The sequence below is a fragment of the Sphaerochaeta sp. genome, from assembly GCA_022482495.1.
Classification (GTDB): domain Bacteria; phylum Spirochaetota; class Spirochaetia; order Sphaerochaetales; family Sphaerochaetaceae; genus RUG023.
Genome location: JAKVPA010000005.1, coordinates 84,590 through 109,407, shown reverse-complemented (window position 1 = coordinate 109,407; position 24,818 = coordinate 84,590). Strand labels below are relative to the sequence as shown.

The 24,818-nt window shown below is 48.0% G+C and carries 21 protein-coding genes and 2 pseudogenes; 7 read left to right on the top strand and 16 right to left on the bottom strand.

All coding sequences use genetic code 11. The features are described from left to right. Positions 1-87: 87 nt before the first annotated feature. Positions 88-612 (top strand): YfcE family phosphodiesterase, encoded by a 525-nt coding sequence (locus LKE28_07205; protein ID MCH3908017.1) that lies wholly within the window; start codon positions 88-90, stop codon positions 610-612. On the opposite strand, the gene LKE28_07200 is transcribed toward LKE28_07205, so the two are convergent. Continuing rightward, the gene (locus LKE28_07200) at positions 585-1,346 is read right to left on the bottom strand and encodes a hypothetical protein (protein ID MCH3908016.1); all 762 of its coding nucleotides are present in this window, start codon (positions 1,344-1,346) and stop codon (positions 585-587) included. The genes LKE28_07205 and LKE28_07200 overlap by 28 nt on opposite strands. 18 nt (positions 1,347-1,364) lie before the next feature. Next, a pseudogene (locus LKE28_07195) lies at positions 1,365-2,143 on the bottom strand (hypothetical protein). Between the two features lie 66 nt (positions 2,144-2,209). On the opposite strand from LKE28_07195, the gene LKE28_07190 reads away from it, so the two are divergent. Continuing rightward, the gene (locus LKE28_07190) at positions 2,210-3,889 is read left to right on the top strand and encodes a nucleoside kinase (GenBank protein MCH3908015.1); all 1,680 of its coding nucleotides are present in this window, start codon (positions 2,210-2,212) and stop codon (positions 3,887-3,889) included. Between the two features lie 110 nt (positions 3,890-3,999). Here the strand turns inward: LKE28_07190 and LKE28_07185 are convergent, their stop codons facing one another. The 8 genes from LKE28_07185 to LKE28_07150 form a co-directional block, all read right to left on the bottom strand. Beyond that, positions 4,000-4,887, bottom strand: coding sequence for a GIY-YIG nuclease family protein (locus LKE28_07185; protein ID MCH3908014.1), 888 nt, complete (start codon positions 4,885-4,887; stop codon positions 4,000-4,002). 58 nt (positions 4,888-4,945) lie between these two features. Further along, the gene (locus tag LKE28_07180) at positions 4,946-6,529 is read right to left on the bottom strand and encodes an IS66 family transposase (GenBank protein MCH3908013.1); all 1,584 of its coding nucleotides are present in this window, start codon (positions 6,527-6,529) and stop codon (positions 4,946-4,948) included. Positions 6,530-6,763: 234 nt separating this feature from the next. Next, positions 6,764-7,873, bottom strand: coding sequence for a cellulase family glycosylhydrolase (locus LKE28_07175; protein ID MCH3908012.1), 1,110 nt, complete (start codon positions 7,871-7,873; stop codon positions 6,764-6,766). After that, positions 7,866-9,194, bottom strand: a complete 1,329-nt coding sequence (locus tag LKE28_07170) for a hypothetical protein (protein MCH3908011.1) — start codon at positions 9,192-9,194, stop codon at positions 7,866-7,868. Before LKE28_07170 ends, LKE28_07175 begins: the two co-directional genes overlap by 8 nt. After that, positions 9,191-10,006 carry a carbohydrate ABC transporter permease gene (locus LKE28_07165; GenBank protein ID MCH3908010.1) on the bottom strand — a complete coding sequence of 272 codons (816 nt, stop codon included), beginning with the start codon at positions 10,004-10,006 and terminating at the stop codon, positions 9,191-9,193. Before LKE28_07165 ends, LKE28_07170 begins: the two co-directional genes overlap by 4 nt. 2 nt (positions 10,007-10,008) lie before the next feature. After that, positions 10,009-10,902 carry a sugar ABC transporter permease gene (locus LKE28_07160; protein ID MCH3908009.1) on the bottom strand — a complete coding sequence of 298 codons (894 nt, stop codon included), beginning with the start codon at positions 10,900-10,902 and terminating at the stop codon, positions 10,009-10,011. A gap of 20 nt (positions 10,903-10,922) precedes the next feature. Continuing rightward, complete coding sequence (locus tag LKE28_07155) at positions 10,923-12,191, bottom strand: extracellular solute-binding protein (GenBank protein ID MCH3908008.1); 1,269 nt, start codon at positions 12,189-12,191, stop codon at positions 10,923-10,925. Positions 12,192-12,202: 11 nt separating this feature from the next. Further along, positions 12,203-13,174, bottom strand: a complete 972-nt coding sequence (locus LKE28_07150; GenBank protein MCH3908007.1) for a LacI family transcriptional regulator — start codon at positions 13,172-13,174, stop codon at positions 12,203-12,205. 200 nt (positions 13,175-13,374) lie between these two features. On the opposite strand from LKE28_07150, the gene LKE28_07145 reads away from it, so the two are divergent. Continuing rightward, positions 13,375-14,304 (top strand): helix-turn-helix domain-containing protein, encoded by a 930-nt coding sequence (locus LKE28_07145; protein MCH3908006.1) that lies wholly within the window; start codon positions 13,375-13,377, stop codon positions 14,302-14,304. Here LKE28_07145 and LKE28_07140 read toward each other — a convergent pair. The 5 genes from LKE28_07140 to LKE28_07120 all read right to left on the bottom strand — a co-directional run bounded on the left by LKE28_07140 (position 14,278) and on the right by LKE28_07120 (position 20,260). Further along, positions 14,278-16,020, bottom strand: a complete 1,743-nt coding sequence (locus LKE28_07140) for a hypothetical protein (protein ID MCH3908005.1) — start codon at positions 16,018-16,020, stop codon at positions 14,278-14,280. The two genes, LKE28_07145 and LKE28_07140, sit on opposite strands and share 27 nt — an antisense overlap. After that, positions 16,007-17,209 (bottom strand): family 1 glycosylhydrolase, encoded by a 1,203-nt coding sequence (locus LKE28_07135; GenBank protein ID MCH3908004.1) that lies wholly within the window; start codon positions 17,207-17,209, stop codon positions 16,007-16,009. The genes LKE28_07140 and LKE28_07135 overlap by 14 nt, the downstream gene beginning before the upstream one ends. Positions 17,210-17,211: 2 nt before the next feature. Next, positions 17,212-18,036, bottom strand: a complete 825-nt coding sequence (locus LKE28_07130) for a carbohydrate ABC transporter permease (GenBank protein ID MCH3908003.1) — start codon at positions 18,034-18,036, stop codon at positions 17,212-17,214. Beyond that, the gene (locus LKE28_07125) at positions 18,036-18,935 is read right to left on the bottom strand and encodes a sugar ABC transporter permease (GenBank protein MCH3908002.1); all 900 of its coding nucleotides are present in this window, start codon (positions 18,933-18,935) and stop codon (positions 18,036-18,038) included. Before LKE28_07125 ends, LKE28_07130 begins: the two co-directional genes overlap by 1 nt. A gap of 62 nt (positions 18,936-18,997) precedes the next feature. Next, complete coding sequence (locus tag LKE28_07120; protein ID MCH3908001.1) at positions 18,998-20,260, bottom strand: ABC transporter substrate-binding protein; 1,263 nt, start codon at positions 20,258-20,260, stop codon at positions 18,998-19,000. Between the two features lie 579 nt (positions 20,261-20,839). Here LKE28_07120 and LKE28_07115 point away from each other — a divergent pair. The 3 genes and pseudogenes from LKE28_07115 to LKE28_07105 all read left to right on the top strand — a co-directional run bounded on the left by LKE28_07115 (position 20,840) and on the right by LKE28_07105 (position 22,353). Next, a complete protein-coding gene (locus tag LKE28_07115) occupies positions 20,840-21,538 on the top strand; it encodes an AAA family ATPase (GenBank protein MCH3908000.1) in 699 nt (232 codons plus the stop codon). A gap of 15 nt (positions 21,539-21,553) precedes the next feature. Beyond that, a complete protein-coding gene (locus LKE28_07110; protein MCH3907999.1) occupies positions 21,554-22,159 on the top strand; it encodes a hypothetical protein in 606 nt (201 codons plus the stop codon). Beyond that, positions 22,117-22,353: pseudogene (locus tag LKE28_07105) on the top strand (hypothetical protein). The gene LKE28_07110 and the pseudogene LKE28_07105 overlap by 43 nt, the downstream one beginning before the upstream one ends. A gap of 219 nt (positions 22,354-22,572) precedes the next feature. Here LKE28_07105 and LKE28_07100 read toward each other — a convergent pair. Beyond that, positions 22,573-23,517 carry a hypothetical protein gene (locus LKE28_07100; GenBank protein MCH3907998.1) on the bottom strand — a complete coding sequence of 315 codons (945 nt, stop codon included), beginning with the start codon at positions 23,515-23,517 and terminating at the stop codon, positions 22,573-22,575. A gap of 171 nt (positions 23,518-23,688) precedes the next feature. Between LKE28_07100 and LKE28_07095 the strand changes: the two genes are divergently transcribed. Beyond that, complete coding sequence (locus LKE28_07095) at positions 23,689-24,804, top strand: IS110 family transposase (protein ID MCH3907997.1); 1,116 nt, start codon at positions 23,689-23,691, stop codon at positions 24,802-24,804. The last annotated feature ends 14 nt before the right edge of the window (positions 24,805-24,818 follow it).

The following is a 24,818-nucleotide window of genomic DNA, read 5'->3' as shown; positions in this document are numbered from 1 at the left end:
GAAGATAAAAAAATTCCCCCAGAAGCCCAAGAAAAACCAGCGCTAGGCATCTACAAATGGAAAGGGTTTCCACGGTACACTGGGAGCATGCATATTCCGACGATCATCGTCGCCTCGGACATCCACGGCAGTGACGAGGCGTTCCAGCTTCTTCTCACCCGCGCTGCGGAGCACCACGGAGACGAACTGTTTCTTGCCGGAGACATCGGAATCTCTTCCCTCCCCGACCTCTCCCTCTGCCCGTATTCCCTGACCCTGGTCAGGGGAAACTGTGATTCCTCCTATGGATTTTCTGAAGCGGGCCGGATGCTTCCCCCGCTGGTCCAACGGGTTCCTTGGAACGGAAGAACGGTAGTGATGACCCATGGGGACCGATGGCCGTCGCCGTACGGCCTGGACATGCAGGCCGACGACATCTTCATCTTCGGGCACATCCACGTCCCCCGGCTGTACCGTGACCCAAATGGCGTGGTCATCCTCAACCCCGGCTCGACCACCTACCCCCGGGACGGATACCCGGCAAGCTACGCCGTGATGGAAACCCAATGTATCACCATCCACCGTCTGTTGGACGACAAGAAACTTCAGATCCTGGATCTGATCAGCCGGTAAGCTTCGATCAACCGGGGAAGCGTCACCACCGACGCGTACCGGTGGTTGGAAGAGCCATCGGTCATCAACGGATCCGGCACACGCTCCGGCTCATGCCAGCCCAACTGCCGGTTGATCTCCCGCTGCACCCGGTAGCAGGATATCCCCACGTTCCGGATCCCCATGGCGGAGAACGGATAGCCTTCACTGTCTGAGGCAAGCCGCGCCAGCAACGCGAACGGATGGATCATCCAGAACGGGAAATACTGGTTGAAGACCACGTAGCTGCGCCGATAGGCGATGCCCAGGCTTTCCATGGCGTACCGAAGATCCTGGCAGTAGACGGAGACGCGGGCATGGAACATCTCCCTGCCGCTGTGGAACCCCTTCTGGTGAAGCAACGCGGGATAGACGATGGTATCGTCACCCAGTGCGGCAAGCACCGCCTGGGACGGAAGCGCCCTGAGGTCGAACGGAGCCATCTCCAGACCGCCGATCCGATAGAAGGATCCGGGCATCTCCTTGGGAAGGTTCATCCACGGCCCTTTGCCGTAGGCGACACTCTCCAGCACCCGCACCGGGTCGACCGATCCGTTCCGGGACGCCCAGAGCAGCAGAACCCCGGCAGAAAAAGGATCCAGCCCAAGATCATCACACGCAGCCAGCGTAGGCCGGATATGGGCGGGATCAAAGACACCGAGGTTCGGGCCCAGGCCAACAGGGGAAGCAGGGGCTTCTGTCCTTCCAACGCCCACATCCGTCCATCCACACGATCATGGAAGCCCGTTGATGGCAAGCCATCCGTTGCGGTTGCCCCATGAAAGACGGGAACCTTTCCGCTGCCAGGATTGGAGCTTCTCCACCCACGCGGAAAGCCGCCCCAGGCTTGCGGGATCATAGCTGGTCCGTTCGACGTGCACCGCCCCCACCGGGAACGTGATGGCCTTGATGTTCTTCAAGGCGAACACCATCCCCACGCCACCCCGGCCAAGGTTCCGTCCATCGAAGTCCACACTGCTCTGCGGCACCTGCGCCTCAGCCGCCGGTCCGATGACGATCATCGGCGTCTCCGGACTAAGGGCGTGGCAGGAGCCCACCGTCAGGTTGTGCAGGTCCTCCCGGGTGGAGAACGTCACGTCATGATCCGTGATGGCAAGGTGGGTGATGCGGCTCCGTCTTCCCTGGATCACCATGGCGCAGATGCCCCACCCCGAGAGAGCGCCTTGGCGATGCGCCCTTCCCCTGCGGTGACGGAAAGGGAACCGGTCACCGGGCTTCGGGTGGCAAGCACATAGCCGTCCAGAAGCGGATGGTCAAGATCGCTGGCCGCCCCGATGGCGATGACGATCGGGTTCCCTGATTCATAGTCGGAAGGCTTGAGCTTCTGGTAGTTGCAGTAGGAATTCCACAACGTAAGGGCCATAAGGCGTCCACCCAGCATCTTCTTGGCCTGAGCCTCTCCCAGTTTGACGAACCGGAAGCGCTCCTTGTCCAGGTCGATGACCAAAATCGATCGTTCTCGATACGGGAATGTACGGGTCCTTCGTTTCACACCGAAAACTGTACCCGCCCCGGAAGAGCCTGTCAATCCAAGCAAAAACGCGCTATGATGCAAGACATGAGCACCATCACCGCGACGTTTGAAGATTCCAAGATCCAGATTCCCCTGGGCAGCACCGTGGGGGATGCGCTGAAACAGTTCGACCTGGAAGGGGAAATGACCACCGACTACCAGGCAAACCCGTACGTCTGTGCCCTGGTCAACAACGAGGTGGAAAGCTTCTCCGACCATCTGACCTGCGACAGCGTCATCGTGCCGATCAGGCTGTTTTCCGACATCGGCAAACGGGTCTATCGGCAGAGCATCTGTTTCCTGTTGTACGCCGCGGTGGACAAACTGTACCCCAACCGCCGGCTGGTCATCGGCTTCGCCCTGGGCGATGGGTACTACTTCACGTTCCAGGACCGGTACATCGTCAGCAAGGAGACCATCGCCACGATCACCAAGACGATGCGGGATCTTTCCGACCAGCACCTGTCCATCGACAAGGTGACCGTCCCGTACGACGAGGCCCTCTCCTATTTCAAGCAAAAAAAGTTCGACGAGACCGTCGGGCTGCTGTCCACCGACAACGAACCCACCGTCCCGCTGTACCAGATGGACGGATTTCGAGACATCAGCTATGAGCCAATTGTCCCGAACAGCGGCCTGATCACCGTATGGGAACTCAGGACGTACCAGCAGAACGGACTGCTGCTCCGCTATCCCCGCTCGTTTGACTTCACCCAGCTTGACACCTTCAAGGACAACTCCAAGCTGTTTGACGCGCTGAAACATGGAAAAGAGAACGCCCCGATCATCCAGGTCTCCAGCATCGGCGATCTCTCCCGGCTCTCCTACGAGAACGCCATCGCCCCGTTCATCCGTCTGTCCGAGGAGTTCCAGGCAAAGCACATCGCCGACATCGCCGACGCCATTTGCCAGAAGAGCACGGTGAGGTTCGTCGCCATCGCGGGTCCCTCTTCCTCAGGCAAGACCACCTTCGCGTTCAAGCTGTGCACCCAACTGCAGGTCAGAGGGAAAAAGACGCTGAAGATCACGCTGGACGACTACTATCTGCCACCAGACCAGTGTCCCAAGGACCAGGACGGAAAACCGGACTTCGAACGTCTGGAAGCGCTGAACCTTCCCTTGCTGCAACACACCCTGCAGGCAATCCAGGACGGAGAGGAAGTATCCCTTCCCACCTATGACTTCGTCCAGAAGAAGACCACGTTCGGGGAGAAGATCAAACTGGATGCCAAGACGATCGTCGTGATGGAAGGGATCCACGGGATGAACCCCGCCCTGACAGGGAGCCTGGACAGTGATCTGATCTTCCGCGTCTACATCTCGGCGTTCACCCAGGTGAACATCGACGACCACAACCGGATCAGCACGACGGACAACCGGATCATCCGGCGCATCGTCCGGGACCACCGCACCCGCGGCGCCTCTGCCGAGCAGACCCTCTCGATGATCCCGTCCATCCAACGGGGAGAAAACCTGTACATCTTCCCCTACCAGGGAAACGCCGACATGATGATCAACTCGGCGCTGGACTACGAACTGGCCGTCCTGGCTCCGTTCGCACAACCCCTGCTGAAGATGGTCAAACCCTCCGCCACCGTCGTCTACGTCACCGCCCGACGCCTGTTGAAGTTCCTGGACAACTTCCAACCCATCCCCGACACCCTCGTCCCCTCCGACTCCCTCCTCAGGGAATTCATCGGAGGGTCAGAGTATGGGGTGACGTGAGGGGGAAGAACATTTTGTTTTCTGAGAAACGGGAATCATCTCTTCGTTTGCGCTTGTAAGACGAAATAGCATGATCATGAACAGAGAGAATGAATGTTTCCATGGAAGATTCAATGTATTTCGTTGTTTTCAACTTCGGCCAATACCTTTCCCTCTTTGGTTTTCCAATCCCGTCTTCCGTTTGAGGAGCCTCCGAGCACAAATGACGAAGCTCCCGAGGGAGAAGTGAAGAGGAGGTCCTTGGTCGTCCTGTTCTGATCATCCACATCCCCGCGATGTTGCTCACGCAAATGCCGAGTGGAATCAGAAGCACTCTTGAGAAGCTCTTTTCTCAATACACTTCCCGCACAGAGGACAAAACCTTCATGAGTCAAACGACCACGTGCACTGACACCATTGCGTGAAGACAAAAAGAATTCCAAAGATTGGTTGGCGTTTCCAATTTCAGGGTATGACGGCTTTGGCAACAACGGATTGAATCCTTGATGGCCCAGGACACCTACCACGATCAAAGCTTTCTCAGTGAACTCACTCAGTTCGCTTTCCTTTTCTTCGGTGACATGCCCTAATGAGGGTTCGTTGTTGTTTTTCACCACATACCGTTTGGCGGAGATCGCCAGATTGGTGAACTGGTTTTCCAGCCAGCTGATCTCTGTCGGACCCCAGCTATCATCTGAAGTCGTAATCACCAAGGCCTCGGTCCAGAAATCCTTTTGCGCATCCCGCCGATGTTCTTTCAAACGGTAGAGGACACCCTTTCCGTTCTTCCGAATCCCGGCTTGCCCAATATATACCGCTTCTTTCCCGGTATTGCCATCCACACCAAACAAGAGATAGACCCCGCTCTGATCGAGCACAGACATATCATCACAGGAATCCAACGCGCCTCTTGGGATTCGATACACCAACACCGTGCTATTGGAAAGTTTTGTCTTGATTCGTCCTGTAGCGTCGCCATCCATCAAAAAAAGCGTGATGGTTTTTCCTTGTGTTTTCATCGCCAATCCTTAGGTCAATTATCGTAATTACTCAGGTGTTTTGAATGTAGAAAGTGGCCTACACCAAGCAGAACTGGCCTGAAATGTCCTTTCCCGAAAACAAGTCCTGAAGAACGGCAAAATGGTTCAGTCCATGCTTTCTGCATGTATCCATAATGGACTTTATATTGCAGAAAGCCTTGGCTCCGTCTTCACTCCGAAAGCATCCAGACACCTTGAGCTTGGTTTTCATACCTCGAGCAGCCCGTTCGGCCTGGTTGTTTGAGAAAGGAACCTCGAAGTCATGCAGGAACATCAGGACCCCTTCCTTGTAGTCCCGGAATCTCTCGAACAAGGCCCTGATGGTGCCTTTGCCAGGCCTGCCTCGCTTGTTGGTCTTCTTGGGAGGCTTGTGTCTGTTCAAGGCTGCCGTGACAATCTTGTCATATTTCTCGGAGACCTCGTCAAGCAGGCTCTGCGGTGCTTCCGTCATGCCTTTGCCCTTGAGTTCCTGGACTTCGACGTAGGCGGACTTCATAAGCTTCTTCATCTTCCTGGCGCAGGCCGGGCTGCCGTAGTTGTCAATGAGGTTCTGGATCTCCCTGTCCAGATGGGCGCCGCAGAATGCATGCTTCTTGGGGAATTGTGCATCAATCTTCAGGTAGGAGCCCCAGAAATCGGTGACGGCGACCTGCGAGGGATCCTTCATCCTGTCGTAGACCCCAAGGGCCTTGATGCCCTTGTCCCCACGGTTCTTGTGGAACCCGAATACCGAGAAGCGTCTGCTGGCGGCTATGTGCAGCCACCCGTTCTTCTTCTGGATTCTGCAGCCGGTTTCATCGAAATGTGCGATATGGACTTGTGCAAAGGTATCCTTGAACTTCTCGACGAGGCTTTCGCTCAAATCGGAACACTTGCCGATGATGTTGCTTACCGTGCCGTCCGTCATCCGGATGCCGAAGGCGTCATCCATGAACGTGCTTATCTTGTGCATGCCGACACTGCCGTCCGAGGAGAGTTCGGTCACAATGGCGTTGACGGTAGGCCCGTACTGGAAATTGCTTCTTGCGAAAGCCGGGAACTGGCCGCACTGCTCCGTGCCGTCAACAGGGCAGCACAAGCTCATCTGCCTGTACTCGGTCTGTATCGTCCTGACTTCGACATCAACAACAGTCCTGGATGCCTTCTCGCTTGCCCGGGCAAGGCATTCGGCGAAACGATCGCATCCGAAGCACCTGCGGGGATACAGGTTCTCAATCCTGTCAGGCGTATCCTGGACTTTCATCGTGGTGCCGCTATGACCTTTCTGCCCACCGGATGACTTCTTTATCGACCCGCCGTCACCCGCATTGATTGACGATGGCTTTGGGGTTGGTTTGCTGAAATGATCCCATGACGACGGCTTGTTTGAATTCGATGCGTTCCTGTTGTTCTTTCCCTTCAGGGTTTCGATGACATCATTCAGGCTCGCTATGGTCTTGTTGAGTTCGGTGATGGTCCTGGCAAAGGACTCTGCCTGTTGTTCGGATTTGGAGATGACTTCATCAAACCGAAGGTTTATGAGTTCCAAAATGGCAGAAAGCTCATAAGATGAGAGCTCGACCCCTTTCTCCTGGAGTGCTTTTTCAAAGTTCTGGAAATCGATAAATCCTTTTTCAGACATGGTTTATGATACCATAAACCGCAATAAAAGTCTATGATAATTGCATACTTTCCAAAGATTTATATCAACTTAAAGAGGGCACTAAGAGGTTGTAGATGGGAGTGTTTTAAGCCCTGATGTATGCCACCTGAGTACTTACGCTACATCATCTATCTCATTATAAAAATAGAGAGAGGTAGCAAGTTCTCGAAAATGTTTGTTCCCTTTTATACAAGGCAAAGTACAATTGCATCACTACATTGATGCTTTTCCGTCAAACCGTGCAGGAAGCCACCCTCGGGCAACACCATCACGAAAATCCCATCCAAGCTTATCATAACATTTGACCTTGTATGACCAGAAAAATTGGGCGAAGGCCTGTTCCCACGTCAATAAAAAGGCATCAGCCATCAAGCGATAGGAATAGTATTTTTGTTCCGGCGTAAATGAAGGAAGAATATTATGGGGGAGAGACCACTCGCCCACCATGACAGGTACAATCTTCTGCATTTCGTATATTTCTTGATTCCAATCGACAAGAATACGATGAAGATGATTCGTCGTAGATGTCACATCAGAAACTCCTTCCATTTCCAAATATAAATGGGTGTCCAAAAGAACATTTTCCAAATGAGATTCCTTGAAGAAATATTTCATTAATGGAAAGCGGAATGCGTCATGAAAGACGACAAACTTTTCTTTTCCCATATGGGAACGAAGGCGTTCATATCCACGTGTATAAAAGTCAAAGATGACAGGAAGAGGAACCGCTGATGATCCTTTTGCCCGTTCTTTGTCATGAGCTTCGTAAAACCGTTTGTTCCGTTCCCAAACCGCCTCTGAAGCAGGTTCATTGAGCAATTCGATCCCCAACAAGTTTTCTTTTTTACCGTAACGATCGGCCAACATCTCAAGCACATCTAGCATTCGATTGATGTTCTCTGGCTTTTGGTGCCATTTTGAAACACCACAAATACCACCATTATCAAACCCATTCTGACAGTCCGGAGCAGTATGAATATCAAGAATGATACCCAACCCATACCGTTGACACCAAGTAAAGCATTGATCCACATACGATACACAGGGAACGTATGGGTCACAATACCGAGGATCATCTCCAAATAGGAAATGAGGAACTGGCAACCGAACTGCGTTCAAGCCGCACTTTGCGATAAACGCGATGTCTGATTCTGTAATGAAGGTATCTCGATGGTGTTGGTATCTTTCCAGCTTCTCTTCTCCTTGTAACCGTCTGCACAGGGTATCCTCATCTCGTGCATCTGTACCGGCAAACACGGAAGTGTCCATCCAACGCTCAAGCACAAGCCATTCCCCAAGATTCACGCCTTTTATTTCACTCATATTCTTTTTTCCCCACTTCAAATATGGTCAACGAATCTGGTCGAACGGGAAACGCATACACTGTCTCGCCTATCCTGACGTTGACTTCGTTGTTCTCATGTGTTGCCCCGATGATAAGACAAATGCTTTCATCCGGACGTTTTACCGCGACAATATCCAGTTTGTTGGTGAATGCGGTATGCTCAATCACCTTGCTTTCAGGTACTATAACAGAAGAAAGAGTCCGTAAAACGGAAAAGGCCATGGTATACCACGGATGAAACGCCTTGTCCGTCATGATCGGAGCCATACAGTAATTACCGACATGGTTCGGTCCGCCTGTTTGGTCGAGGATCAAATTCCAATCGAGAAACGTATCTGCCCCATAAGCGAGATCCCCAAGAAATTCATGACCATAAACAGCAAGTTGTTTGGTAAAATCATATCGGTCCTGTACGCCCATACAAAACTCAGAAAGTATCATTTGATGATCAGGATGTTGTTTTCGGTACAATTCAAGGGCTTGAAAATGATCACCACAATATCCATGGAATGCAATACCCGCCACCATCGACGCAACATTTTGGGTTAAAAATGTCTTTGAACGGGAAAGAAGACGCTCTTTATTATGATCCCAAAAGAAAACCTTCACTTCTTGGAGGTTTTGCCGATCCATTTCAGGTTTTAAATAATCTTTGAGAAAATCACGTTCTTCCTCGGCAGAATACAGACAACTGTCCCATGTCTGCACTGCATTCGGTTCATTTTGGATTGTCAAACCCCAAACATGATACCCTCTGCGTTGATACTCTTTCAGGTATCGGACAAGATACTGAGCCCACCAGGATCTCATCTGCTCCAGCAGATGACCTCCTTGCAACCGGGAATGGTTATCCTTCATGAAAGCGGGAGGAGACCAAGGAGAGAATAAAATGGGGATGTTCTTCTTTGCAGCTTTGCATATCTCATCCAACCAAGGGAAGATGTATCTTTCATCATACGAGAAATCAAACCAATCTTCTTGGATGTCTTGTACTGAGGAAGCCGCATTGAATTGCGATGGGGAGAAATCACAACTATCGATTGGAATTCTTACAAAACGATAGTCCCCCTTACAAGGATCATAATAGTTATTGATCACTTCTTGGGCTTCTCTAGGATCCATATGGTTGAGGACATCCCCAGAAGCATGCGTCAAAGCACCACCGAACCCATTAATTGTCTGCCGTTCCATCGATGGCCAGAGTTCAATAATGTTTGTTTCCATTTTACGGTCATTGGCATGACGCGTAACCGGCACCTCGACCCATCCGAGGCCTGTACACAATGAAGATGCTTTCATTTCTCAGCTCCGATTGTCAAACCATTGATAATATACCGAGACAAAAAGCAATACACGATGACCACAGGGAAGATTGAGATCGCGATAGCCACATACATGGCACCATAGTTGGAAAGAAAGATCCCTTTGATAGTCGCTATCAAAATTGGCATCGTAAATTTCTTGGCATCACTAAGGATGATCAATGGTCCCAGATAATTGTTCCAAGAGGATACAAAGTTAAAGATTCCGATGGTAGCAACCCCAGGCATGATGCAAGGAAGAACGAAACGATTGAAAATGGTAAGTTCTGAGCAACCCTCCATCCGCGCAGCTTCCAACAAGGATTCTGGAACACTCTGTTCTATCATGCCACGGAGGAAAAAAACCGCAGATGCATTGGCAATACCAGGAAGAATCAATGGCCAATAGGTATTCAGCATTCCCAGTTTCAGACTTGTCGTATAAAAACCAATGATGCTCAGCTGGGAAGGCAGCATCATGCTCGCAAGTACGAGAAAGAAAAAGAACGTTTTTCCTTTGAATTGGAACTTTGCGAACCCATACCCCGCAAACGCTCCAAAATAGCAAGAAAAGACAACGAAGGGTACAGAAACAATGAGACTATTCCCAAAACCTCGCCAGATATTGGTCAATTCCTGCAGTTTCTGATAGTTTGCTCCGAACATTGTTCCGGGAAGAAATTTCAGCTTGGTAACAATATCAATAGAACTGTATGTTGAATTGATCAACACAAGGTAAAACGGTAACAAAGAAAGCACCAGCAACAAGAGAAGAAACACGTATACAAAGACGGTGCCAATATGTTTCATCGTCACGCCCCCTTCCTTCGCATCATCTTCAGGGCGATAAAACTCAACGCTGCGATGATAAGGAACTGGACCACAGACAACGTGGACGCATATCCCAATGAGGTATTTTTAAAACCTTGTTGATACACATACATTGAGGTCGTAAGAATTGCTTTTTGAGGATCTCCTGCCAAGTTAGTCAGGTTTGCAGGTACATCAAAAATCTGCATCCCTCCAATAATTGAGGTAATGGTGATATATAGGATGGTTGGCCGGATAAGTGGCATAGTGATCAACCGGAACGTTTGCCACGAGGTACAACCATCCAATTCCGCTGCCTCATACAATGAGCTGTCAATCGATGTGACCCCCGCCATGATCAAAATCATGGTATAGCCAAACCACATCCACCAAAGGATGTAAGAAGCAATTCCTTGGGTGATCACACCCGATTTGAAAAACGCAATGGGCTGGGATTTCAATCCCAGACGTATCAACAATTGGTTGATAGTGGATTTATCACCATTGAACAGAATATTGAACAACAAACCAATGGAAGCGGCTGTGATCAGATTGGGAAGATAAAATACGGCACGGAAAAAGCTCATTCCTTTGATCTTCCGGAACGTAAAAATCATGGAAAGCAACAATGCGATTCCCAGCTGTGGGATGAAATCCCACAGCCAGATCTTCACAGTGTTAGCAAGGGTCAACGGGAAGGTACCATCATCTTTCAGTCTTGCCCAGTTCTGAAATCCAACATTTTGCACTGCCGAGAATCCATTCCACTTCTGGAAACTCAACTGGAAGGTGTAGATGATTGGATACAGACCAAACAAAACAAACATCACGAGGAATGGGGTGATGAATACATACCCCCAGATATTCCTTCGTTTTTCAAGTCGTGAAAAAGTCATCTGGTACCCTCCCTGATTCCTCACTCAACAACAATTTCAGGAAATGCCGTTTTGACATCCTGCTTGAATTGGGAAAGTGCTTGTTCCTTTGTACTCCCCGCAGCATAGGCTTTGATGGCGGAAATGAACGAATCATTCAGCTGAGAATCATACACAGTATTCAGCTTCTTGAAGCTGTTTTGCATTTCCTTGATGAAGATTCCATTCGGATTTTGACCTCCCAACACCGCCTCTCCTTCTCCAGCAGCGAGTTTGTCGCAGACGCTCTTCAGAACCACGAAATCGCCGCTCTGTTTTGCGTAGTCATACAAGCTCTTCTCGTTCAGCAGTACATAGGAAAAGAATTTCCACGCAGCATCCTTGTGAGGTGTCTTATCATAGATACCAAGATAGGATCCTCCAGAAATATATGCTGTCGCAGGCGTTGTTATCGCCCACTTTCCTATCGTCTTGTTGGCGGCAGGTTTAATCACGTATTGATATCCCCACGGAGGCAATATGTAGCAGAATAAATCATCAGACTCGACAGCCGCGATCCATTCACTTGCCCACTGGTCAACACCCAGATCATACCCATTGACCAAGATGGTTTTCGCCATATCCATGAAATCCAAGAGCACTGGATCAATCGTTAATTTGCCATCAACAACCCACGGATTTGTCCTTTGTGCGATCTTGCTATCATAGATATCTTTGAAGCAAGAAACAAAATGGATTCCATCTTGTTTCATCTGTTTAGCTACAGCCAACATTTTTTCATCGGTATTGAGCAGTTGTGATACCGTATCAGGATCGTCCGTACCAAAATACTTTTTTGCAATATCCCTGCGATAGATGATGGCGCCTGGGTTCGTCTGCCAGGTTAACGCACGAACCACACCGGTAGAATCCGTTCCCACATCCAAAGTAGCAGGCCAAATATTATCCCGATAATCATTGATGTGATATGGCGCTTTATTCAGATCCGCAAAACACCCCGCCTCAACAAGGTAGGTTATGTAACTCGCTTCCTGCATGAACAAATCCGGCACACCTTTCCCACTGGCAAGAACGGTGATCAGTTTCGGAGTCATTTCCGCATCAGGAATGACCGTCACATTGACCGTAATATCTGGATTCTCCGCCTCAAATCCAGGTACGAACTGTTTGATCTCATCTCCACGCGCCCACACTTCAAGTGTCACCGGCCCTGTTGGCGTTGTTTCCTTTGAGCCTTGAGCAAATACCATTCCAGATAATGATAGCGCTACCATAATACACACGATAAAACCTTTTTTAATCCGTCTCATACTCAATCCTCCTATCGTTTTACTTGTATAACAGATTCTTCTTCCAGAAGCTTCCCGTCGAACAATTTTCGTACCGGTGGAGTCTCGGGATTTCGAATTCTTTCAAGAAGACATTTGGTAAGCGTTTGGGAAATTTCATAGACCGGTTGTACCACGGTGGTAAGTCTTGGATTCGAAAGCAAGTGATGCCCCAATCCATCAAAACCAGCAACAGACACATCCTGAGGAATGTGGTACCCAAGTCCCTGCATCCCCATGACGAATCCTACCGCCATCAAGTCAGTGATGAAGAAAACCGCTGTTGCATCGCAGGTATGCTCATGAAACCAACGAGCGACCTGCATTCCACCTTGAATGGTATTTTCAACAACATGCACACGTTTATCCTCAAATTCAATCCCTCCTGTTTGGAGTGCCTGTTTATACCCTTCCAAACGTTCGTTTACGTAGTCGCCTTTTACGGTGTTGAGAATGATATCAATTTTCTGATGGCCTTTTTGCATCAAATATGCAACAACCTTTTTCGCAGAATTGACATTGTCCGTATCAATACAGTCTACAGACTGATCGGGGATTGTTCCAAACAAGGCAATCGGTCTTCCCGTTTCCTTTGCGTTTTCCAGTGCCGTGTCAGAATAGTTATGCCCGGAAAAAATATACCCATCACAGAATTGTGTATCACGGATATCATTTACCAAGGACATTGAATAATTGGTTTCTGAAAGCGCAGAACCTACACCAACAAGAAACTGCTGAAAAAAAGGATCTAGCATTCCCATATCTTTTGATGCATAAATGCTGATGATCCCAGATCGCTTTGAGGCCAAATTATGGGCTGCAATATTGTGGACATATCCATTTTTTGCAAGCAGGTCATATACCTTCTTTCGGGTGTGTTCTGCCACCTTCTCTGGTGTATTAATCACACGAGAAACGGTAATCATTGAAACGCCTGCTTGTTCCGCAATATCCTTGATCGTCATGATTTCCTTTGCTATGTTAGCGCTATCATTTTTATTTAGTATACACTCTTTTCCCCACACGTCAAGTTATTTTCGTATTGATCATCAATCCATAATCTTTGTTGGAATTGTATACTAAATAATGCAGATGATTAGGAAATGATACATAAGCTCTACTCAACTCCCTTGTTTGTATCCATTGAACATGATATCTTTGCCTCATGAGCCAACCACTTTGTTTCTCTTCATTTTCTGATATCGCTGTAATTGCTCGGGCACTTGATTCCCCTATACGTAGGGAAATGCTTGTACTTCTGCATAAACAATCTATGAACATATCACAGTTATGCGTCGCATTGGATATTCCGCAATCAACCTGTACCACCAATATGTTATTGCTTGAGAAAGCAGGATTGGTTGAGTCCAAACAGATCCCGGCAAAGGGAAAAGGCGTCCAGAAGCTTTGTTCTTTAAAGTATGACAAAATCTTACTTCCGCTCTTTGAAAACACAATCCAAGAACAGAAGAAATCCAGAACCATAGAAACAGAAATGCCCATCGGATTATTTTCCGATTATTCAGTTACTGCACCTTGCGGCATCATTTCAGACCATTCCGTGATTGGGCTGTATGACAACCCCAGTTCATTCCTGGACCCACGACGAGCATCTGCCGGTCTCATCTGGTTTTCCTATGGTTTTCTCGAATACCGATTCCCAAAGAATTTTACCCAAGATGCCCATATTCGATGTATCAGCTTTTCTGCGGAAATCTGTTCCGAATATCCCGGCCATAACAACAACTGGCCATCAGACATCACATTGTGGATCAACGGACTGGAAGTCGGAACGTGGACTTCTCCGGGAGATATGGGAGGGGATCGAGGCTCATTCACCCCTGGATGGTGGAACACCAATGACACACAATACGGGTTCTTGAAAACTTGGGTGATCGATCATCAAGGAACATGGATCGATCATACCAAACGCACTGACGTCACCGTCAATGCGTTACGCATCCAAGCATACGACTCCATCTCCATACGAATAGGCGTGAAAGAATCCGCAATCAATCGTGGTGGACTGAATGTTTTCGGATCTACCTTTGGGAATTATGCCCAAGACCTAAAGCTCGTTGTTTCCTTGGAGTAAGCGTCGGATCTCTTCCACCGGGATCTTCGGATTTCTTTGCTCATCAAGCAATCCATTCACTTCCTGCATCACATCCGTCAGTTGTGTGTAGCAAAACCCTTGGATATCAGGATTTGAGGTGATCGATTGCAAAAGCTGGGAAAACCGTTCGGTAAAGGAAAGGACATTAGGTTCTCCTTTTTCATACCCCCAATTCCCATCATGGAGATCCTTTGTAAGGGCAATCCCTCCGAATTCAGTGATCAGAACAGGCTGACCTCCATACGCATATCCTTTTGCATACCGGGAACGGCCTTGCAACGAACCTTGCACCAAATGTGAAGTCTCTTTCCAACCATTTCCATTTTTTGCGTAATCATGAATTGTACACAGGTCTGAGGTCACGTTATCCCATCCATCATTGCTATCCACTAATCGAGTAGGATCCAATGATTTTGCCATATGGTACAAGGCGACCGCAAACCGTTGTTGCGCTTCATTGGCATAGATATCCCTCACCCCCCAGGATTCATTCAATAATACCCAGCATATGATTGATGGATGGTTTTTATCACGCTTGATGGTTTCTTGGAGCAAGTCAAACATATCCTGTTTCATTGTGGTAGAAAACTGATATGCACTCGGCAATTCCTCCCACACAAGGAGCCCCAATTTATCAGCCCAATACAAAAACCGACTGCACTCAATCTTCTGGTGCATACGTACCCCATTGAAACCCATCTGCTTGACAAGAAGGATATCTCTCTTGATCGCCTCATCATCATCAACAGTAAGCAGACCTTCCGGCCAATACCCTTGGTCAAGGATTAACTTCTGATACAACGGCCTGTTGTTCAACAACACTCTGCCCTGTTCAACGGAAATTTTACGCATTCCGAAGTACGTCCGAATTTTGTCACAGACAATACCCTCTTTGACCAACAGGACTTCCATATCAAACAAGTTTGGCGTCTCAGGCGACCAAAAGTGGACAGGATCAATGGCGTCAAGAGGTTTCAAAGGAAAAACAAAACGATTCTCACGTCCTTGTGCAGTGACAGCTGTGTGCAACAACTGCTGCCCATTCCAAAAGACATTCGCATGAACCTCATACGTACCATCCAATTCCGATGATGCGAGCACTGTCGTTTCCACCAGTTCGTGGTCGACATCCGTTTGGGTTGCGACACCCTCAATAAAGATTTGGGGCCGAGATTCCAACCAGACCGTCTGCCAAATACCGGAAGAAGGAATATACCAGCAACGATCACCATGTTCCCCCCAATACTGTTTTCCCCTCGGTTGCGCCGTATCATTTGAGTCAAAAACACGCACGGTAAGCCGGTTATCATCCTGAAGCCACAGAGTGATGTCAAACGAAAAAGGGGTATATCCCCCATCATGAGAACCAATATACCGACCATTCACCCAGACGTCCGCATGCCAATCAACCGCAGCAAAACAGAGGAAAACATGTTGCGAGGTTTTTGGTGCGGCAAATCGCCGTTCATACCAAAGGATAGGGTGGTATGACGCATCATTGATCCCAGAACGTTGGGACTGAGGGGCAAAAGGAACAAGAATCTGTGTTGAAGACGGTACGCCTTTCTCCCCGTATTCTTTCTGCAAACCGACATCCCTGTCATCCGTTTCAAACGTCCACATTCCATCCAGAGATGACCATGTATCCCGTTCCCTATCAGGAAACGGATATCCGCTTCGTTCAATTGTCGCCATGATAGTTCCTCACCAATTCACGATATAATTCCGCACAGGAATTCTCTTTTCTCTGTTCATCCCAAAAGCCAAACCGAGCCATAAAGTTTTCTTTTTCCCCATCCTGTGTCCGATAAGACCAATCGACCATATCAATAATCGGAAACCATGTATACCCGAGAATGGGGAACCCACTCCGAAAAAGAGACACCGTTTTCTCCATCGATTCCTTCAACCAAAACCGCTTCATCGTCAAATCATCACGAACACTTGTCTCGGTGATGATCATTGGACATGCATATGCGTTATACCGTTTTCGTAACAGGCGCTCAAGATCGGGAATCCATACCGGATGGTTCTTTCTTTTTACCGTACCATCTTTCCCCATCCAAATATCTTGAAAAGAAAATTGGGGATAAAAATTAACGCCCATAATGCCAATTTCTGCCGCATGAGTTTGGAATTCAGCTAATACATGCTCATTCCAACCATGCGCTCCAAAAAATGAGGCATACGGCAACAATCGTTCCACATGCCCAGTCAACAAGTCGAAATACATTGACTGTGCCGTAGTTTCCCATTGTGCCAAATCTTTGGTCGCTTCATCCAACGCAAACGATCCACCAGAACACTCCACCTGAACGGTTTGTAATCCTTTCCTTTGGATGAGGTTCGTTTGTCTCTGCGCCCCAAGCACCACTGCCTTCATGACGGAAAGATACCCATCAAATCCTTGGGAATATGGAGGCCATACCCCTTGTCTTCCCGCAAACTCTGCTGCTGTATGGGGCTCATTATACGGAACGACAAACTTTAAGTATTTCTGGTATCGCTCTATTACTTTTGCTGTATATGTTTCCACAAAGGAAGGATAGTCAGGATCTTGATACGATTTTTTCATCCATAACGGTGTTCCATAATGCATTAAATCAAGGATTACCGTAATGCCTTTTTCTTCAACAAGGTACGGAATGGTTTGGTCCGTCCAAGACCAATCCCACGTATCCTTTTGGGGTTGCACACGATACCATGGGATACCCCAACGAAGTGCATCACAACCAAGACCTTTTACTCTATCAAAATCATCCTTCCAGTGCTGGTAATGCCCTGTCAAATCATATTCGTCCAGGACCTTTCCTGTTTTAGGATAAGGATCAGCAATAAACGTATCCTCAATCCCGCAACAAAACAAGAATTCTGTATCCATCATCTTTATCCTTTAATCCCACTCAGGGCGATTCCTTTGATAAACGTTTTTTGCGCACACAGGAAAATTATCAATATGGGCAGGATGGACAACACCGCCCCGGAAAAAATGGGGCCATGCTCCATCACATGTTCTCCTTGGAACAAGGCTAATCCCACAGGAAGCGTTTGCATATCAGTTGTATTTGTCATCAACATGGGCCAGAGAAAATCGTTCCAGTTGTACATGAAATGAAAAACGCCTAGCGTGGATAAACTCGCTGTCACCACAGGAAGCATAATTCGTTGGTAAATCCCCCATTCATTCAAGCCATCGATCCGGCCTGCATCTATTAAATCACCAGGTACGGAAAGAAACGACTGCCTCATGAAGTAGATACCGAATGCGTTCGTCAATCTTGGCAGCATCATTCCCGGGAATGTGTTCAAAATATGCAGGTTGTTCATGAGAAGATACAAAGGAATCATTGTCACCTGAAAGGGAATCATCATTGTCACCAGAACCAAGACAAACACAACATCCCTGCCCTTGAATGGCAGTTTGGCAAATGCGTAGCCCGCCAAAGAATCAAAAAACAACGAAAAAATGGTGATACCACCGGCAAATACAAACGAATTGAACAAGAATCTTCCAAAGGGAATCTTTGAAAGGAGACTCGAATAATTTTGCAGGGTAACAGAACGAGGAAACATCTGTTCAGGATGCCCCATGATCATTGATTCCGGTTTCAATGAAGAACATGCCATCCAGAGGAAAGGGACAAAGAAGACAATGCCTACCAGAGAAAAAACAAACAGGATAATCCCATTGGCGGTTTTTGAGAGTTTCATTATGCAATTCCTCCCTCTGTTTCCTTTTTCCCAAAGCCCCGTAACTGCAACAACGTGAACACTAAAATGATGCAGAACAAAATGAACGCCATGGCAGAGGCGTAGCCCATATCAAATACATTGAATCCTCGATAGTAGATATAGTAGACAAGAACTTCCGTACTAAACATCGGACCGCCTTTCGTCATTACATAAATTTGATCAAACGCCTGAAAGGAGCTGATAATATTGGTAATCAGCGTGAACCCCAAAATAGGAACAATTAAAGGTAATGAGATGGAGAAAAACTGTCTGACTTTTCCTGCGCCATCCATTTCCGCTGCTTCATAGAGACTTTCCGGAACGGAGTTCAATCCGGACAAAAGGATTACCATGTTAAATCCCATCCATCTCCAGACACCAACAAGTACGACAGCAATCATCGCTGTACTGGGAGTCCGTAAAATATCCATTGACCGGAATCCCAGTCGCTGGAGAAACAGAGAAAACCATCCTATATCTCCATCCAAAAGAAAACGAAACACAATGGCAATGATAGCCATACTGGTGATGGATGGAAGGAAAAACAGACTTTTAAAAAAACCTGCACCAGAAAACCCATAGTTCAAAAACACAGCAATCAGTAAGGAGGAAACAACCAGAATCGGAACATAGGTGATGGTATAAACCACAGTATTCTTCAATGCATTGAGAAAACGCTCGTCATGAAACGCTTGCATATAGTTTGACAGCCCAAGAAAAGATTTCGTGTTTTTCAAAATATTCCAATTATGCAGACTCATCCAGAAAGAGTCTGCAATCGGATACAACACAAACACCGCAATGATACATAATGATGGCAAAACCATCAGGGTCCCCGCTCGGGCGACGCGAGATGACAACGTTACAGGTTTTTTCATGACTCCCACCTCCCCCATTTCAAGAAGGGGGGAAATCCCCCCTTCGGAAACATTATTACCGCTTATTTTTCCGCCAACAACGCATTCAGTTTTGCGTCGGCCGCTTGCAAAGCCTCAGCTGGCTTGGTAGTACCTCTTGTCACCGCTTCGTACAACGGTACCAAGATCTCCTCATCGATACGGCCACTTTTGGGCTGATCAGCCATGAAGATTTCCGCGTATTTTGCTGAATTCAGGAAATAGATAATATCAGGATTTCCTGCAAGCAATTCCTTATCTCCGGACATATCCACACGGGTTGGCGGGAACCCTACTTTCAGCGCCCACGTCCGTTGGGCTTCAACACTGTTCCAATACTCGATGAAATTCCAAGCCGCTTCTTTTACTTTGGAATCCTTTGAGATACTTAGAATCGTGTCCCCACCCCAAGTTTTACGTCCATTCTTTCCCGCGGGAACTTCCGCAATACCAAGATTGATACCTGCACCACGGAATCCAGGAATCGCCCATGGGCCATTGAACTCAATCGCAGCTTTTCCCGCGCTGAACAGGTTATCAGCTTCCTGACCGGTTAGCCCAACAGGGGACACATTGCGTTGAAAGGCTTGGGCCAGCATTTCCAGCGCCTGAACAGCCTCAGGTGAATTCAAGACACTTTTTCCATCCTGAATGTATTCCGCGCCGTACATCCACATAAAGACAGGAATCATCGCAACGGTGGATTTCACCCCAATGGCCTGAGCATATTGGGTCACATTCCCATTGGCATCCTTTTTCACAAGCTTAGCCCATGCGTCCTGCAACTCAGTCAATGTTTTTGGAGGATTGTCTGGGTCCAATCCTGCTGCCGTGAACATGTCTTTGTTATAATACATGACCATTGCAGCAAATGCCATCGGCATTGCGTATTGCGATCCTTGGTACATACCGGCATTCATTAAACCTGGCACCAAATCATCACGCTTCAACGAAGACGAAGCAAGCAAATCATCCAAATTCGCCAGTTTCCCTGCCTGTGCATACTCCATATATCGCCCTACAGACATTGCAATAAGGTCAGGGGCATTACCCGCGATCATTGCTGGCATCAACTTTTGATACAACGTATCCCACGGCATGATCTCCATTTTAATCTCAACTGTATTCTGAGATTCGTTGTATTTCTTCACCAATTCTTCCAAGACAGTACGGTCTGGTCCCGTATACCCATTCCAGAACACTACCGTCTGTTTGCCGGGAGCCTTGCTCTTCTCGTTGCTTCCTTGAGCGAAAAGAGAACCAATAACCATTACACCAATAAGCAACATGATACTCACTTTTTTCATAACGGTCTCCTTTTAATATTAGATTATCATGATATATATTAGCTGTCAATTTTGTTATCATTACTAATTAATAAATTATATTTATTTATATAATATATAATTATTATAATATTACCATATTTTTATTAATCAATAATTTCAGATATATTAAGAAATAGATTTAGATTGTTATGATGAAAATCATGGTGATTGCTTTTCTTTCTCATGCAGATATCCAACAAACGTTCAAAAACAAACAGTTTTTGACACCATCGAATCCATACGAAATTGCTTTATATTCTTCTCATGAAGGAAGACCCTTTTCTCATTCTTTCCGATGAACTATGATTCATTCCTTTCCTTTTTCACGGTATACTTTCAGTCGGAGACGACCAGCAACATGCGGAAAAAGACGGCGATCGGCCTGGAAGATTTCAAGAGACTTATCGACGGAGAATATTACTATGTGGACAAGACCTCTCTTGTCCGGGAGATGCTCACCCAATCGGATACGGAAACAACGTTCCATGGGAAGCCTTCACTCGATGGATTGTTTCTGTTCATCAGCCCTCGTCGTTTTGGAAAAACATTGACACTTCCATGCTCCGCTACTTCTTTGATATCGACGAACGTGACAACGCATACCTTTTTCATGGGCTTGCCATCTCCAAAGAGAAAGAGATTTGCCAGCAGTTCCAAAATCAATACCCTATCATCTTCCTGACCTTCAAGGATATCAAGGGAAACGACACCAACGGTTTTCTTGCCCAGTTCAATGATTGCCTGAAAGACGAATATCAACGGCACGCCTACATCCGGAACGTACTGACCGCAGAAAGTGACCAGGAAACATTTGACCGGATCATCAATGGAAAAGCGACCCCGGACGATTTCACCAAATATCTTTCGCTCCTTTCGTTGGGACTGTTCACCTACCATCACATCCGCCCCATCATTTTGATCGATGAATATGACGTACCTTTGAATACAGCCCACCAAGCGGAATGTTTTCCTTTTGTACGGGATATAATCGGAGCGATGTTTTCCAAAGGATTGAAAACCAACATGAATGTACAGGCAGCCATCATCACGGGTTGCCTTCAGATCGCCAAAAACCAGATATTCACCGGTTTGAACAATCTTGCCATCTATACCGTCACCGATCCTCTGTTCACGACAGGTTTCGGGTTTACTGAAGAGGAAACAAAGGCCTTGCTTTCCACTTTTGGATTACAGGGGCGAATGGAAGACGTCAAGAACAACTATGATGGATACCATATAGGGAAGGAAGACATCTAGAATCCGTTCAGCTTGTTGAACTTTGTCGAACGCGCCATAGCCGACAAGAACGCCCTCTGTGGAAACTATTGGGCATCCTCGTCAGGAGATGCGTTACTGAAGGAAATGCTTGTTTCAAGCAACACTAATACGGAACTCAAATACGCCTTTGAGCGGTTGCTTTCCCGACAGACGGTTGACGTGCTGGTAGACAAAACCATCGTGTATGACACCATGATGGAAAGTAATGCGGCCATCATGGGGACGCTCCTTTTCTCTGGATATCTGACAGCGGAAAAAGAATTGGCAGACGGACGATACCTTCTTCGGATTCCCAACTATGAAGTCCTTTCCTGTTTCCGGACATTGGTTGATGCATGCAACGAGGAAGAACGGGGGAAAAACGTCAATGCATTCATTCGATTGCTCGTACAACAGGATGCCATCGGCGCAAGTGAGATACTGACGGAAAAAATCCAATCCATTCTTTGCTATACCGACAAGGCGGACAAACAGGATCAGAAACGAAATGAAACCCTTATCACTATTTTCTTGCGGGATATTTCGCATTTGAAAAAAGCAAAGGCTGGCAGACCAAAAGCCAAGATGTCAAAGGGAATGGCCGAACAGATTTCACGTTGATCAACTATGTGACCAACCAGGTGATCATCATCGAAGAGAAAGTGGCTGTACGTCAGGAAGATGTCCTGACCAAACGGCAAGAAGTCCTCATGCAGGTACATACCTACGATGCCGCATATCAAAAGGAAGTTTTCTCCGTCCTGGACTACGTCATCGTGTACCACAACCTCTCTGCAATCGTGACGAAAGCCTGAAGACATCAACGCCATCCCCCCTGCGGAAAGATGGCGTTGGTGGAAGCAGTCTATTGAATTGACTCATGTATTGAGAATGTGACTATCGTGCTCTCTTTTCAGTCCGTTTCTTCACACCCCATACCGACTCTCAAGCATTCATTGCCATGCGTGCTGCAGGGTATCGTTTCCTGGCCGGGCGGATGGAGACAGGATAGGTTTCCTCCCCACTGTTCCCTCTCAACCCTCCCAGTTCAGATGGGGATAATCGTCATCGCTGAAGGTCCAGACATCTGTGCTCCAGGCGTCTGCATCCGTCCATTGGGTATCAGAGAAGAAAGCAATCGACTGGAAATCTTCTGTAATTGACTTGCTATCTCCATCAACCCCTGATGCATTGGACTCTGTAGTCACGGTGACGTTTCCAACTGCCATGGCCACATTCGCATACAAGTTAGTTAATTGGTTTGTATAGGAAAATCCTGCAACACGATGAAACGTGGGTGTGGCATCCTCCCCTGTGAATATGATCGTTCCATTCGCTGCAAAGGAATCCCTGATGGTGGTTGTAGTTTTGTCGGCACACCCTACCAGCCCTCCGGCATAACCGATTTCTGCGGTTACGGCTCCCGTGGCGTAGCTAAATGTGACAACGGTATTATTGGCCGCACGCCCCACAAGTCCTCCAACATAGGATGTACCAGATACATCTCCGCTGGCATAGCAATTTTCAATCTCCGTGTTATCCACATACCCGATCAACCCTCCGGCATGATCATCCGCTGTGGAGACATTCCCTGTGGCATAGCAGGAACTCACCGTTACCCAGTCGGTAGAGGAGCCTTGGGAAAATCCGATCAGCCCTCCTCCCGAAGAACCATCTCCTTCTCTTCTTACTTCAACCCTTACTTCTCCTGTGGCATAACAGGAACTGACAACTGCGCCAGAACTAACAGCCCCGACAAGACCTCCGCTTATTCCGTAAGATGATACAATGGAGAATGAAGAACAGAATGAGAGTGATCCCGCATCTATTTCCCCAACCAAACCTCCAACAACATATTCCTGTCCGGACACCGTACCGTCCGAGGAGCATCTGCTGATGTCTGTGGATTCTGCATAACCGATCAAAGCTCCGACGGAGGATTGCCCTTCCACATCGGCATCAACAAGCTTGACATCCATGATCGTCGCATTGCGTGTATATCCGAAAAGACCTCCATAATCGGTATCAGGCAGGTGTATCTTTAGACAATATGAAGTGACCTCCCAGTTTGCAAATCGTGGATTCACCTTGCATACTGGGAATATCAACTAAACCGTATGCGGCTACCGCATGCAAATGGAGGTCACCACATGAATACTGTAATCAACATTGGCATCGATGTCCACAAGGATTCCTACTCACTCTGCTCCTATTCGTTTGCAACGAAGCAGGCCTTCGGCCAGACCAGGATAGCAAGCAACAGCAATCTGGTCATTAAATATGTTAGGAAACTACAGGAATCGCAACCGAACGTTGAGGTCCTGTGCGGCTATGAGGCGGGTCCGACAGGCTACGGCCTGTACCGCGACCTGGAAAAAGCGGGCATCGGATGCGTGATCATGGCGCCCACAACGCTGCCGAAGGCATCCGGGAATCATGTGAAGAATGATCGGCTTGATGCGATGGAGCTGTCGAAGCACCTTGCGTTCGGCACCTACAGTGCGGTACACGTTCCCACATCCGAGGATGAGGCGGTCAAGAACTACACCAGGCTTCGCAACACCCGTCTGCAGGCCCTGAAGAAATCGAAGCAGAATTTGCTCTCGTTTCTCTTGCGTTGTGGCAGGGATTTTTCGGAAGGAAAGAATTACTGGACCCAGATTCACTACACTTGGCTGAAACGGCAGCAGTTTACCGACCCGGTGGACCAGGAGACCTTCAATGAGTACCTGCAGGAGGTATATGACCAGCAGGAGAAGGTCGACCGGTACAACCAGAGGATAGAGCAGCTCTCCCAACTTGAGGCGTATCGGGATAAGGTGGCAAAACTTCGCTGCTTCCGGGGCATCGAGACCCATACGGCGTTGTCGCTGGTCTCAGAGATCGGGGATTTCTCCCGGTTCGCCAACGCCCAGCAGTTCTCCGCCTATCTGGGCTTGGTGCCTAGGGAGGACTCAAGCGGACAGCGGGAAAAACGGGGAGGTATCACAAAAGCCGGAAACACCCGATTGAGGTTGCTGCTCATAGAAGGGGCGAACTCAACACTACGAAGCAGCCTGTATGGACAGAAGTCAAAGAGGCTGAAAGCAAGGCAGGAAGGGAACGAGGCGGATGTCATCGCCTATGCGGACAAGGCGAACCGGAGGCTGCACCGGGTGTACAACAACCTCACCAACCGCGGCGTAATCAAGAACAAGGCGACGGTTGCCGTGGCAAGGGAACTATCCTGCTTCATCTGGGGCATGATGAACAACAGATTTGACTGAACACCAGGGAAAAG

Bases quoted from the DNA above. Each gene is read 5' to 3' on its own strand.
- LKE28_07120 (MCH3908001.1), bottom strand. From the start codon at position 20,260: ATGAAAAAAGTGAGTATCATGTTGCTTATTGGTGTAATGGTTATTGGT.
- LKE28_07205 (MCH3908017.1), top strand. From the start codon at position 88: ATGCATATTCCGACGATCATCGTCGCCTCGGACATCCACGGCAGTGAC.
- LKE28_07095 (MCH3907997.1), top strand. From the start codon at position 23,689: ATGAATACTGTAATCAACATTGGCATCGATGTCCACAAGGATTCCTAC.
- LKE28_07145 (MCH3908006.1), top strand. From the start codon at position 13,375: ATGAGCCAACCACTTTGTTTCTCTTCATTTTCTGATATCGCTGTAATT.
- LKE28_07160 (MCH3908009.1), bottom strand. From the start codon at position 10,902: ATGACTTTTTCACGACTTGAAAAACGAAGGAATATCTGGGGGTATGTA.
- LKE28_07190 (MCH3908015.1), top strand. From the start codon at position 2,210: ATGAGCACCATCACCGCGACGTTTGAAGATTCCAAGATCCAGATTCCC.
- LKE28_07125 (MCH3908002.1), bottom strand. From the start codon at position 18,935: ATGAAAAAACCTGTAACGTTGTCATCTCGCGTCGCCCGAGCGGGGACC.
- LKE28_07155 (MCH3908008.1), bottom strand. From the start codon at position 12,191: ATGAGACGGATTAAAAAAGGTTTTATCGTGTGTATTATGGTAGCGCTA.
- LKE28_07165 (MCH3908010.1), bottom strand. From the start codon at position 10,006: ATGAAACATATTGGCACCGTCTTTGTATACGTGTTTCTTCTCTTGTTG.
- LKE28_07140 (MCH3908005.1), bottom strand. From the start codon at position 16,020: ATGGCGACAATTGAACGAAGCGGATATCCGTTTCCTGATAGGGAACGG.
- LKE28_07100 (MCH3907998.1), bottom strand. From the start codon at position 23,517: ATGGATGTCAAGCTTGTTGATGCCGATGTGGAAGGGCAATCCTCCGTC.
- LKE28_07130 (MCH3908003.1), bottom strand. From the start codon at position 18,036: ATGAAACTCTCAAAAACCGCCAATGGGATTATCCTGTTTGTTTTTTCT.
- LKE28_07170 (MCH3908011.1), bottom strand. From the start codon at position 9,194: ATGAAAGCATCTTCATTGTGTACAGGCCTCGGATGGGTCGAGGTGCCG.
- LKE28_07175 (MCH3908012.1), bottom strand. From the start codon at position 7,873: ATGAGTGAAATAAAAGGCGTGAATCTTGGGGAATGGCTTGTGCTTGAG.
- LKE28_07185 (MCH3908014.1), bottom strand. From the start codon at position 4,887: ATGAAAACACAAGGAAAAACCATCACGCTTTTTTTGATGGATGGCGAC.
- LKE28_07180 (MCH3908013.1), bottom strand. From the start codon at position 6,529: ATGTCTGAAAAAGGATTTATCGATTTCCAGAACTTTGAAAAAGCACTC.
- LKE28_07115 (MCH3908000.1), top strand. From the start codon at position 20,840: ATGCTCCGCTACTTCTTTGATATCGACGAACGTGACAACGCATACCTT.
- LKE28_07150 (MCH3908007.1), bottom strand. From the start codon at position 13,174: ATGACGATCAAGGATATTGCGGAACAAGCAGGCGTTTCAATGATTACC.
- LKE28_07135 (MCH3908004.1), bottom strand. From the start codon at position 17,209: ATGATGGATACAGAATTCTTGTTTTGTTGCGGGATTGAGGATACGTTT.